12 protein-coding genes are annotated in these 11,662 nt (G+C 56.7%); 7 read left to right on the top strand and 5 right to left on the bottom strand.

The window, feature by feature from the left end:
* Window positions 1-95: 95 nt before the first annotated feature.
* Window positions 96-842: a bifunctional NADP-dependent 3-hydroxy acid dehydrogenase/3-hydroxypropionate dehydrogenase YdfG gene (ydfG, locus tag NR201_RS00835; protein ID WP_010244822.1), complete on the top strand. Its 747-nt coding sequence runs from the start codon at window positions 96-98 to the stop codon at window positions 840-842.
* Window positions 843-873: 31 nt separating this feature from the next.
* Here ydfG and NR201_RS00830 read toward each other — a convergent pair whose 3' ends face one another.
* Window positions 874-1,200 (bottom strand): YnfA family protein, encoded by a 327-nt coding sequence (locus tag NR201_RS00830; protein ID WP_029519527.1) that lies wholly within the window; start codon window positions 1,198-1,200, stop codon window positions 874-876.
* A 280-nt stretch (window positions 1,201-1,480) separates the two neighbouring features.
* Here NR201_RS00830 and NR201_RS00825 point away from each other — a divergent pair, with 280 nt between their 5' ends.
* Together NR201_RS00825 and NR201_RS00820 are read left to right on the top strand one after the other, a co-directional pair.
* Window positions 1,481-1,804: a DUF1283 family protein gene (locus tag NR201_RS00825; RefSeq protein WP_010244816.1), complete on the top strand. Its 324-nt coding sequence runs from the start codon at window positions 1,481-1,483 to the stop codon at window positions 1,802-1,804.
* Window positions 1,805-1,848: 44 nt separating this feature from the next.
* Window positions 1,849-2,145 (top strand): DUF1161 domain-containing protein, encoded by a 297-nt coding sequence (locus tag NR201_RS00820; RefSeq protein WP_010244813.1) that lies wholly within the window; start codon window positions 1,849-1,851, stop codon window positions 2,143-2,145.
* A 39-nt stretch (window positions 2,146-2,184) separates the two neighbouring features.
* Here NR201_RS00820 and NR201_RS00815 read toward each other — a convergent pair whose 3' ends face one another.
* Window positions 2,185-3,651 (bottom strand): MDR family MFS transporter, encoded by a 1,467-nt coding sequence (locus tag NR201_RS00815; protein WP_256849254.1) that lies wholly within the window; start codon window positions 3,649-3,651, stop codon window positions 2,185-2,187.
* Window positions 3,652-4,043: 392 nt separating this feature from the next.
* On the opposite strand from NR201_RS00815, the gene NR201_RS00810 reads away from it, so the two are divergent.
* From NR201_RS00810 to osmV, 4 genes are read left to right on the top strand one after another with little or no spacing between them, the layout of a single operon-like run.
* Window positions 4,044-4,760, top strand: coding sequence for an ABC transporter permease (locus NR201_RS00810; RefSeq protein WP_010244807.1), 717 nt, complete (start codon window positions 4,044-4,046; stop codon window positions 4,758-4,760).
* 17 nt (window positions 4,761-4,777) lie between these two features.
* Entirely contained in the window at window positions 4,778-5,689 is a 912-nt protein-coding gene (locus NR201_RS00805; protein WP_256849253.1) for a glycine betaine ABC transporter substrate-binding protein, read from the top strand.
* A 9-nt stretch (window positions 5,690-5,698) separates the two neighbouring features.
* Window positions 5,699-6,346: an osmoprotectant ABC transporter permease OsmW gene (gene osmW / locus NR201_RS00800; protein WP_010244802.1), complete on the top strand. Its 648-nt coding sequence runs from the start codon at window positions 5,699-5,701 to the stop codon at window positions 6,344-6,346.
* Entirely contained in the window at window positions 6,346-7,482 is a 1,137-nt protein-coding gene (osmV, locus tag NR201_RS00795) for an osmoprotectant ABC transporter ATP-binding protein OsmV (RefSeq protein ID WP_010244799.1), read from the top strand. The genes osmW and osmV overlap by 1 nt, the downstream gene beginning before the upstream one ends.
* Window positions 7,483-8,007: 525 nt before the next feature.
* Here the strand turns inward: osmV and NR201_RS00790 are convergent.
* From NR201_RS00790 to NR201_RS00780, 3 genes are all read right to left on the bottom strand, one after another.
* Window positions 8,008-9,384, bottom strand: coding sequence for a nucleobase:cation symporter-2 family protein (locus tag NR201_RS00790; RefSeq protein ID WP_256849252.1), 1,377 nt, complete (start codon window positions 9,382-9,384; stop codon window positions 8,008-8,010).
* Window positions 9,385-9,564: 180 nt separating this feature from the next.
* Complete coding sequence (bioD, locus tag NR201_RS00785; RefSeq protein WP_163851569.1) at window positions 9,565-10,263, bottom strand: dethiobiotin synthase; 699 nt, start codon at window positions 10,261-10,263, stop codon at window positions 9,565-9,567.
* A 113-nt stretch (window positions 10,264-10,376) separates the two neighbouring features.
* Window positions 10,377-11,594 (bottom strand): ROK family transcriptional regulator, encoded by a 1,218-nt coding sequence (locus NR201_RS00780; protein WP_010244790.1) that lies wholly within the window; start codon window positions 11,592-11,594, stop codon window positions 10,377-10,379.
* Window positions 11,595-11,662: the final 68 nt, after the last annotated feature.

Raw genomic sequence — 11,662 nt, 5'->3', positions numbered from 1 at the left:
CGTTTACAGGTCAGGCAGTTTTTCCACGCGCAGAAGCGGAAATGAAATGCTATGGTGAAGCCATCGACTCTGAAAATGGCATAAGGAACAGTGAGATGATTATTTTTGTCACCGGTGCGACCGCCGGTTTTGGTCAAAGCATCACCCGTCGCTTTATTGAGAATGGTCATAAAGTGATTGCCACTGGACGACGGGCTGAACGTTTAAAAGCGCTGAAGGATGAACTGGGCGAGAATATTTATACGGTACAGCTCGATGTGCGTAACCGTGCCGCCATTGAAGAGGCGGTGGCGCAGTTACCGGCGGAATGGCGCAATATCGACGTGCTGGTCAACAACGCCGGTCTGGCGCTGGGCGTCGAACCGGCGCACAAGGCCAACGTCGAAGACTGGGAAAACATGATTGACACCAACACCAAAGGCCTGGTCTATATGACCCGCGCCCTGCTGCCACAGATGGTGGAGCGTGATGTCGGTCATATCATCAATATCGGTTCAATTGCCGGCAGCTGGCCCTATGCCGGCGGCAACGTCTACGGCGCCACCAAAGCCTTTGTGCGCCAGTTCAGCCTGAATCTGCGCACCGATTTACACGGCACCGCGCTGCGTGTGACCGACATTGAACCGGGTCTGGTCGGTGGCACAGAGTTTTCCAACGTGCGCTTTAAGGGCGATGATGACAAAGCGGGTCAGGTCTACGAAGGGGCTACCGCCTTAACGCCGGAAGATGTGACAGAAGCCGTATACTGGGTGGCCACACTGCCTAAACATGTCAACATCAATAGCCTTGAGATGATGCCGGTCAGCCAGACGCTGGCGGGGCTGAAAGTGCATAAACCTTAACTCCCTGCAGCGCCAGCCCTCACGGCTGGCGTTACCCGCGTCCCCAGCCCATCACGATAATCAGCATGCCGCTGAATGCGATCAGAGCCCCGCTCCAGTCCCACACACTTAGCTTCACGCCATCCACCACCCGCAACCAGAGCAGCGCGGTAAGCACATAGACGCCACCGTAGGCGGCATAAACCCGTCCGCTGGCCGCGGGATGCAGCGTCAGCAGCCAGACAAACAGCGCCAGACTTGCTGCCGCAGGGAGTAGCAACCAGACTGAGCCGCCTTTTTTCAGCCATAACCACGGCAGAAAGCAGCCGGTAATCTCCGCCAGCGCGGTAATAAAAAACAGCAAGGCGGTTTTAATCAGCATCCTTACCTCTCCTTAACGTAAACAAACGACTCACTGCTGGTGAGCAAAGAAACGGCGATGATATACTAAGAGCCAGGCCCATCAGGCTGTTTTATTTGTCCGTCTGAACCCGGGCAGTGCTCACCCTCCTCACGTACACACTGTACGCGCCGGTTGTCATGCGCTGTCTGTGTCCAGACTGTCTGCCTCAATGACCCCTGATGAGCCAGGCTCTAAGCATGCCCGCTGCAACCGCTGTCGTGGATGGCAATGTTTGCGTTAACTAAAGGATAGTGTGATGAAAAAAATGATCCCTGCCGTGCTGATGGTTCTCCTCTCCACTGCGGCATTCACTGCCACTGCGAATACTAATCGTCTGATTATCGAAGATGGCAGTTCCGCGCTGAGCAATGAAGCGGCGCGCCAGGATAAAGAGCAATGGAATGACACGCGCATGCTGCGCAACAAAGTGAACACCCGCGTCGAAAAAGAGTTTGATAAAACCGATCGTGCGTTTGATACCCGCGACAAGTGCGAGCAGAGCCTCAATCTCAACGCCTACTGGGAGCCCAACACCCTGCGTTGTCTGGATCGCCGTTCCGGTCGCCCGGTAGCGCCGTAAATTTGAGCTATAGTAATGACGACGACTAACATAAGGAAGACGTGATGAAGCTACAGAGGGTTTTGTTAAGCGCGGCGTTATTTGCTCTGCCGCTGATGGCGCAGGCATCCTGTGAATCGGTAAAAACCGAAATCAGCCAGAAAATTATTCAGAACGGTGTGCCTGAGTCGGGTTTTAGTCTCGACATCGTCGCCAACGATCAGGTTGATCAGGCGGGTGGTCAGGTCGTCGGACATTGTGAGAACGACACACAAAAAATTGTTTATAAGCGCTCAGGCAGTGACAATGAAGCCAGCGTACCTGCCAGTGCCGGCAGTTCGCAGGACTCACCTGCCCAGTAGTTCTGTTCAAATCAGGGCGACATCCTGTCGCCCTGCCTGTTAGTCCGCCTGTTCCGGCCGCTGACGCGGCATCATCCATGCCACACCCACCGCAAACAGCGCAATCACCAGTGCCACCACGAACACCCAGTGCAGTGAGGCGGCAATGGCTGCTGTCATCTGCTGCAGGGTTTCCGGCTGTAACTGCTGACGACTGGGTTCGGACATAATCTTCTGCACCGGATCCTCGACCTGCGGCAAACGCCACTGCAGATTGAGATTCAGCACCGCGCCCATGATCGCCGTCCCTACCGCCGACCCGATCATCCGGCTGAACATAATTGAAGCGGTACAGATGCCGCGAATCTGGTAATCCGCCTGGTTTTGTACTGAAACCAGGAACGTGGTGCTGGTCATTCCCATGCCGGTACCGATCAGAAACGCCGTAAAGCCCGCCTGATAGAGTGAGCTTGCGGGCTGTAAAAACAGCAGCAAGGCACTGCCGGTCACCAGCAACAGCGCCCCGAGCTGGGCGGTGAAGCGGTAGGAGGTGTGCAGCATCAGTCTGCCGCTGAGGGTGCTGGCCAGCGGCCAGCCAATCGACATCATCGCCAGCACACTGCCCGCCTGTAACGGTGAACCGCCGCTGATCCCCTGAATCCAGGTGGGCAGAAAGGCGCTGATGCCCATCATGGCCGCCCCGATGATGAGGTTGCCCGCATTGCCCGCCACGATAAGCCGGCTGCGCCAGATTATCAGCGGAAACAGCGGTGCCGCTGAATTCAGCTCGTGGCGTCTGAGCTGCCAGCCAGCGAACAGTGAGAAGAGCAGAAACGGCACCAGCAAGACGCCCAGCTGTTCCGCCTGCAACAGCGCAATCAGCAATGCCGTCACGCAGAGCATCAGCCAGCCGCTGCCCGCCAGGTTCAGCGGCTGCGACTTCTCCTCCTTCTGGTGCGACGGTAGCCAGCGCCACAGCATCAGCATGCTGATCAGGCCGATGGGCAGATTGACCCAGAAAATCACCGACCAGCTAAAGTGCTGTACCAGCCACGCGCCGGTCAGCGGCCCCACTATCGCCGCTACACCCCAGACGCTGGAGAGCCAGCCCTGCACGCTGGCGCGTTCGCGCGGCGAATAGATATCCGCCACGATGGTGGAGCTGAGCGGCATGATCGCCCCCGCTCCCAGGCCCTGAAACGCCCGGAACAGGATCAGCCAGGTCATGGTATGGGCAAAGCCACACAGCACCGACCCCACCAGGAAAATCGACGTGCCGACAAAAAACATCGTTTTGCGACCCACCATATCCGCCAGCCGCCCATAGAGCGGCACGCTGACCGCCTGGGTCAGCAGATAGATCGAGAAGACCCAGCCAAACTGCGAAAAACCGCCGAGATCAGCAATGATGGTGGGCATCGCGGTGGCCACAATAGTGACTTCAATGGCCGCCATAAACATCGCCAGCATGCAGGCGATCAAGATCCAGTGGCGATGTCCGGTCTGGAGTTGTGCGCTTTCAGTCATAGGGTTCCTTTTTTAATCTGCAAGGCTAGCTGAAAAACAGACAATGCAGTTTCCCGCGCGTGCGCATTTTCTGCGCCCTCTGTGACAGTGTCACCAGAAGTCGATGAAAATTTTTTATTGTCGCATTAGCCCAGCGGCTACGCGGCTTTAACACCATTTTAACCTGTTTCTATCTCTCTGATTTGTGGCTTAAAAGCTGGCTTGTGCAATAAAGGGCTGCTATAGCATTACACCATCTTATTCAGTATTCACTGAAAAAGAGTGGGTAAACAGTCATTTTATCTACATTTTATCGCAGTTTCGGTATTGGGCGCGGCGGCATTTTTTGCCGTACCTGTCGGGCTGTTTATGGTTGTTATAACAATTGAGATCGTAATCAGGGAGATTCTCCTATGCAAAATGCTTCACTGGCCCGACGCGCCGGTCTGGCACTGCTTGCAGTGGTCGCGGTGATCGCGGTGCTGATCTGGGGCCTTGGCTGGGATCAGCTGGTCGCACGTAAAGTCGATCTGCTTTATCTCGGGCAACAACACCTCTTCTTGGTCTTCTGGTCAATGCTGTTCGCTTTGCTGGTCGGTATCCCCAGCGGCATCCTGCTAAGTCGCCCGTTTGCACGTCGCTGGGCAGAGTACGTGATGCAGATTTTCAATGTCGGTAACACCCTGCCACCACTGGCGGTACTGGCTCTGGCGATGGTTATTATCGGGATTGGCGACCGTCCGGCGCTGATTGCGCTGTTTCTGGCTTCGCTGCTGCCTATCGTCCGCAACACCTTCTCTGGTCTGAGCGCAGTTCCCCCGTCGCTGATTGAGGCGGCCAACGGCATCGGCATGACCAAATGGCAGCGTCTGCGTCAGGTAGAGCTGCCGAATGCCTTGCCGGTCATCCTCTCTGGCGTGCGCATCGCCACCGCCATCAATGTCGGCACCGCCCCACTGGCGTTCCTGATTGGCGCCAGCAGCTTTGGCGAGCTGATCTTCCCGGGCATCTATCTGAATGACTTTCCGACGCTGATACTCGGCGCCGTCGCCACTGCACTGGTGGCACTGGTACTGGATATGATGCTGGCCGCGCTGGGCCGCTTTCTGAGTCCGCACGCTGCGGCCTGACCACAAGGAGCTTTGCAATGCTAACGCGTTGGATTAAGAAAAGCGTTGTCGCGCTGACCGCGACACTGCTGTTAAGCCAGACGGCACAGGCTGCTGCACCGCTGGTGATGGCGACCAAAAGTTTCACAGAGCAGCATATCCTGTCAGCAATGACGGTGCTCTGGCTGCAGAAGAAAGGCTTCGAGGTGGTGACTAAACGCAATATCGCCACCACCATTGGCCGTAATGCGCTGCTGAATAAGCAGATTGATATGGTCTGGGAATATACCGGCACCTCGCTGATCATCTTTAACCATATCAACCAGCCGATGTCTTCACAGCAGGCGTATGAGACGGTGAAAAAGCTGGATGCCAGACTGGGGCTGGTCTGGCTTAACCCGGCACCAATGAACAACACCTATGCCTTTGCCATGACCCGTGAACGGGCCGAAAAAGAGGGCATCAGCACCATGTCGCAGCTGGTTGCGAAGATTGAGCAGGTGCGTAAAACCGACCCGGATCATAACTGGCGACTGGGTCTGGACCTGGAGTTCTCGGGTCGTTCAGACGGCATGAAGCCGCTGCAGAAAACCTACAACCTGACGCTGGATCGCCCGCAGATCCGCCAGATGGACCCCGGTCTGGTCTATAACGCGATTCGCGACGGATTCGTGGATGCCGGTCTGATCTACACCACCGATGGCCGGGTTAAGGGCTTCAACATGAAAGTACTGGAGGATGATAAGCACTTCTTCCCGAGCTACAACGTGACGCCGGTTGTGCGTCAGGATGTGCTGGCGAGTCATCCGGGGCTGGATACCGCGCTTAATCAGCTTTCTGCGCAGATCACCGATGAGGCGATAACGGAGCTGAACAAGCGGGTCGATATCGATCATCAGTCACCGGAAACCGTGGCGCGTGATTTCCTTAAATCCAAAAACATGCTGTAAGGAGGCACTGTGGATACCCTTCACTACATCATGGATAACTGGAGCACCCTGCTCACCCTGAGCTGGCAGCACAGCTGGCTGGTGCTGGTCGCGGTCGGACTGGCAATTGTGATTGGCGTGCCGCTTGGCATTCTGATCGTGCGTGTAAGATGGCTGGCAACGCCGATTCTCGGTATCGCCACCGTAGTGCTGACTATTCCCACCATTGCGCTGTTTGGTCTGATGATCCCGCTGTTTTCACTCATCGGTCAGGGCATTGGCGCGCTGCCGGCGATTACCGCCGTGTTCCTCTACTCGTTGCTGCCGATTGTTCGCAACACCCACACCGCGCTGGAAAATCTGCCGGACGGTCTGCGTGAGGCGGGGCGTGGTATCGGCATGACGTTCTGGCAGCGCCTGCGCTGGGTTGAAATCCCGATGGCGCTGCCGGTGATCTTCGGTGGCATCCGTACCGCCGTGGTAATGAACGTTGGCGTCATGGCGATTGCCGCCGTGATTGGCGCGGGCGGTCTGGGCCAGCTGCTGCTGGATGGTATCAGCGGCAGTGATATTCGTATGTTAATTGCCGGGGCATTGATGATCTGTCTGCTGGCTATTTTTCTTGACTGGCTGCTGCACCGTTTGCAGCAGGCGCTGACTCCAAAGGGGATTCGATAATGATTACGCTGGAAAACCTGACGAAAACCTTTACACAGAAAAACGGCACGACCAATAAAGCCGTCGATAACGTCAGCCTGCACGTGCCAGCCGGTGAGATGTGCGTGCTGCTGGGACCCTCGGGCTGCGGGAAAACCACTACGCTGAAGATGATTAACCGCCTGATTCCCGCCACCAGTGGCCGGATCCTGATTAATGGCGAAGATACCAGTACACAGGACACCACCACCCTGCGCCGCAACATTGGCTATGTTATCCAGCAGATTGGTCTGTTTCCCAACATGACCATCGAGGAGAACATTACCGTGGTGCCACGCATGCTGGGCTGGAACAAAAAGCAGTGCCACGAGCGGGCTACCGAGCTGATGAGCATGGTAGCGCTGGATCCCACCAAATTCCTGCATCGCTATCCGCGAGAGATGTCCGGCGGTCAGCAGCAGCGTATCGGGGTGATTCGTGCCCTGGCGGCGGATCCACCGGTGCTTCTGATGGATGAGCCGTTTGGCGCCGTTGACCCGATTAACCGCGAAGTGATCCAGAATGAGTTTCTCGACATGCAGCGTCAGCTGAAAAAAACCGTAATGCTGGTGAGCCACGATATTGACGAGGCACTGAAGCTCGGCGATCGCATTGCGGTATTTGGTCAGGGTAAAATCGTGCAGTGCGCCAGCCCGGATGAACTGCTGGCGACCCCTGCCAATGAGTTCGTCGGCTCGTTTGTGGGTCAGGACCGTACGCTTAAGCGCCTGTTACTGGTGCAGGCGGGCGACGTGACCGACCAGCAGCCGACCATCACCGTCCGCCGCTCTACTCCGCTGGAAGAAGCCTTTGGCACCATGGATGAGAACGATATGCGGTCGATTACCGTGGTCGATGAGGATGGCAAACCGCTGGGCTTCGTGAAGCGTCGCGAGGCGCGTAACGTCAGTGGCCGCTGTGAAGAGCGACTGCACACCTTTAAGGTCACCGGTAAAGCGGAAGAGAACCTGCGCGTGGTGCTGTCAAAACTCTATGAGCACAACACGGTCTGGATGCCGATTGTCGATGAAGAGGGTCGCTACAGCGGTGAGATTTCGCAGGATTATATTGCGGATTACCTCAGTTCTGGTCGTACCCGTCGTCGTCTGAATCCATAGTTAGTCAGATAAAAGGGCTGAAATGTCACTTCAAAACCGCTGAAACCCTTAAAACCTGAGCATTCTGGCAGCAATAAACAAGCTTAACGCGCAGGGAACCGAGTCAGAGGAGGAAAGCGTCCCGCGCCAGGACGGCGCGGGCCGAGCAGTCAGGGACGACGGCTTTTGCGTCTTTACGATCTGACCCGGTTCCCTGAGCAGGCTCGATCTTAAAGCCATTCTGGCCAAAGTTGGTCCACATTCTCAAACAATCGCATCGGACCTGTACTCTGTCAGTAAAGCAGTCGCTCAGGGAACACCCGCCCTCCGCAAAGACGCATAAGCAGCCAATCGCCGCTGGCTCAGCGCGTGCTATTACGCGCCTTATCCCAGTGGTGCGTCCGTAGCCGGGCCTGCGCTTTGCATTGTTCAATACAGCCCAGCCGCTTTTGTCCCTGGCCCGCGATGCTTTGCTACAGGCGTATGCTCCCATCGCTTTAAATTTCTGAGCCATCTGTCAGAACAACTTCAGCCCTTATGCGTTATTCAGCTTTCAGTCAGCGTTTCCGCCTCCACCTCTTCCACCACAGGCGCCTCGTCCGGCAGCACCATGTTCAGCACAATCGCCAGAATACCGCCGGTCGTCACCGCATGACCAAACAGACTGTTAATCAGCGGCGGGAACTGCTTCAGCACATCCGGCACCGCCTCCACGCCCAGACCAATACCAAAAGCGATCGCCACAATCAGCATCTCGCGGCGACCCAGCGGCGTCTGGGTCATCACACGGATGCCCGCAGCAACCACGCTGCCAAAAATCACGATTGTCGCCCCGCCCAGCACCGGCGGCGGGATCTGCTGCAACAGGGAGCCAATAAAGGGAAACAGCCCCAGCAGCGCCAGCATGATTCCCAGCAGCATACCGACGTAACGGCTGGCGACGCCGGTCATCTGGATAACGCCATTGTTCTGCGCAAACGTGGTGTTGGGAAAGGCGGAGAAGACCGCTGCCAGCACACAGCTCAGGCCGTCGGCGACAATGCCACCCTGCAACCGCTGCTGAAAAGGTTTGCCGGTGATCGGCTGCTGTGAAATCAGGCAGTTAGCGGTAAGGTCACCGACGGCTTCAATTACCGCGATCACTGACACCAGCGCGATCGGCAGGAAAATGGTCCAGTCAAAGGCAAAACCAAACCGGAAGAACGCGGGCAGCACCAGCCAGTTGCTCTCCGGCGCAACATTAAGTTGCAGATGACCGGTCAAGGCCGCGGCAACGCATCCCACCGCTATTCCGGCCACCACCGCCACCAGCCGCGCCCAGCGATTTCGCGAGCGGTTCAGCGCCACGATCACCAGCAACGTCAGCGCCCCCAGCGCCAGATTTCCCGGCGATCCAAAATCTGTGGCGTTGTGCCCGCCCGCCCAGTCGGTAATGCTGACTTTTATCAGGCTGATGCCAATCAGGGTGATCACCGTGCCGGTCACCACCGGCGTCAGCACTTTGCGCAGCGAGCCAACGCAGCGGCTGATCAGAATCGGAATCAACGCCGCCACCAGGTTACAGCCAAACAGCATCGCCATAATCTCTTCCGGCGAACCACCGCGCCCTTTCACCATCAGACCACCCGAGAGGATCACCCCGAGAAACGCGAAGCTGGTGCCCTGCAGACAGATCATGCCCGCCCCGATGCCATAAAAGCGTCTGGCCTGCATAAACGTGCCTAAGCCGGAAACGAACAATGACATGCTGATCAGATAAGGAATATAGGCCTGCAACCCCAGAACGGAGCCAATAATCAGCGGCGGCGTGATGATTCCCACCACGCTGGCCAGCAGATGTTGCAGTGCGGCGAAAAACGCCGGGGCGGGGCCGATGCGGGCTTCAAGCCCATATAACAAACCTTTCTCGTGCGAGTGCGACATGATGGGGCTCCAGCTCAGTGTGATAAGCGGAGTTAATGCATTTTCTGCGCCATGACGCCACGATTTCGCGATATCCGAGCCAGGTCTTTCAATTCTAAATGGAAATAGTTAAAGACAGCCGACAACAAGCCTGAAACTTTAGGCTCATTGCCGACTCAGATGACTTAGTTTGTTTCATAATCAGGCGATCTTTGCACTCACAGCGTGCAGATTGTTCTGCTCCAGCAGAGAAATATCGATGTAAGGCGTCAGATCGCGCTGTTCTGCACGCGGCAGATAAGGCAGCTCGCCCAGCAGCGGCGCTGTAATTTTTTCACGCAGAATCTCAATAATGTCGCTGTACTGCGCCAGTCCCGGATTGATGCGATTGGCCACCCAGCCCACCAGTGGCAGTCCATCCTGCGCTATCGCTTCTGCGGTTAACAGGGCGTGACTGATACAGCCCGACTGGATACCGACCACCAGCACCACCGGCAGTTGCTGCTCAACGACCCAGCAGGAGAGCGGACGTCCGTCGTTCATCAGGCTGCGCCAGCCGCCGGTGCCCTCAACAACCACGCGATCGGCCTGCTGCGTCAGGCTGCTTAAGCCCTGTGTCAGCAATGCATAATCAATGATCTGGCTCGGATGGGTGCAGATCTCCTCTTCCTGAAAGGCCAGCGGATTGATCGCCTGATAGGGTAAATCGATAGATGAAGCGCTTTGCAGAACCTGTGCATCTTTGTTACGCAGGCCGTCAGCGGTTTTGACCGCGCAGCGCGCGACGGGCTTGTACCCGACGGCACTGAGCCTGGCCTGGATAAAACTTTGTAACAGGGCGCGTGACACCACCGTTTTGCCCACTGCGGTGTCAGTGCCGGTAACAAATAGTCTGTTCACTCAACTTCTCCTCTCGAACCGTTGTGGTTAATCGGTGATTAACCTTGCTGCGAACCGGCATTTTAAGGAATGGAGGATGAGAACAGATTGCGTTAGCGCAAGATTAGGCCCGCTTAACCTTGCAACAGTTTCACTAACAGGTGTCCGTTATAGAGCGCGTCTTTGATCAACGCTGCGCCGCCTAACGTTCCCGGTTCGCTAAATTCGGTAGGTGCCAGCTGGATACTCGCGCTGTAGGCCGGGAGTGATTGCTGCAGAATGGTGTTGCTCACGGCCGGAAACAGCACATCCGCGGCGGCATTCAGGGGGGAACCGATAAGAATATGTTGAGGATTGAAGATGTTGACCATCATCGCCAGAATCCGGCCAACATGATGACCCACGCTGGCGATGGTGTCGCGCGCCAGACGGTCGCCAGACTGCGCCGCCGCGCACAGCGACTCCAGCGTCAGCGGCTGATTATTGAGCAGGCTGTCGGGCTGGGCCGGCAGACGCTGCGCCGCCAGCGCCAGCAGACTGCCGGTGCTGGCCACGGTCTCCAGACAGCCATGATTACCGCAGTAGCACTGCTGTCCATACGGGTCGATCTGAGTATGCCCGATCTCGACCAGCGCCCTGCCACTTTTATGCAGCAGCTGACCGCCACTGATCACCCCGGCTCCCACGGTTTCATCAATCACAATCTGAATCACATCCTGCGCCCCACGTGAGGCACCAAACAGCGACTCCGCCAACGTCCAGGCTGAAATATCGTGCTGCACAAACACCGGTAAGCCGGTTCGCGCCGCCAGCGCATCGCCCAGCGGCATATCGCGCACCTCATAACCCGGTAGCCGATGCACCACACCTGACGCGGCGTTGATCAGCCCTGGCAATGTAATGGCAATGGCCGTAAGACGTTCCAGTTTCTTCTGATGACGAATAAAGAAGGCATCAACCTGTTCAATCAGCGCGGTAAGTAACGGCTGAGCAGACTCATCAGGCAGCGGCAGGCTCTCTTCCACCAGTTCCTTGCTGCTGAGATCGCGCAGCGTAAACGTCATGGCGCCGCGATGCAGGCGAATAGCCAGATAGTGCCAGGCGTCGGTATCCAGTATCAGGCCTATCGCCGGACGACCACGACTGCCGGGATCCTGAAACTCGGTCTCCTGCACTAAATGTGCGTCCAGCATTTCACGCACAATTTTGGTAATGCTGGCCGGAGCAAGCTGGGCACGGCGGGAAAGTTCGATACGCGAAATGGGACCATAACGGTCAATTAATCGATATACGACACCTGCATTAGTCTGCTTGATCTGGTCAATGTGGCCAGGTTGACTGTCCGGATTCACAACCCTGCTCCCGGTTATTTTCGCGCTTCTAAATAAACATGCGCCATGGTGAGCCAGATCCGGCGACA

Source organism: Pantoea sp. Fr-CA_6, assembly GCF_024520895.1.
In the GTDB taxonomy this organism is placed as follows: Bacteria; Pseudomonadota; Gammaproteobacteria; order Enterobacterales; family Enterobacteriaceae; genus Pantoea; species Pantoea agglomerans.
This window is presented reverse-complemented; position numbering and strand designations above follow the sequence as displayed.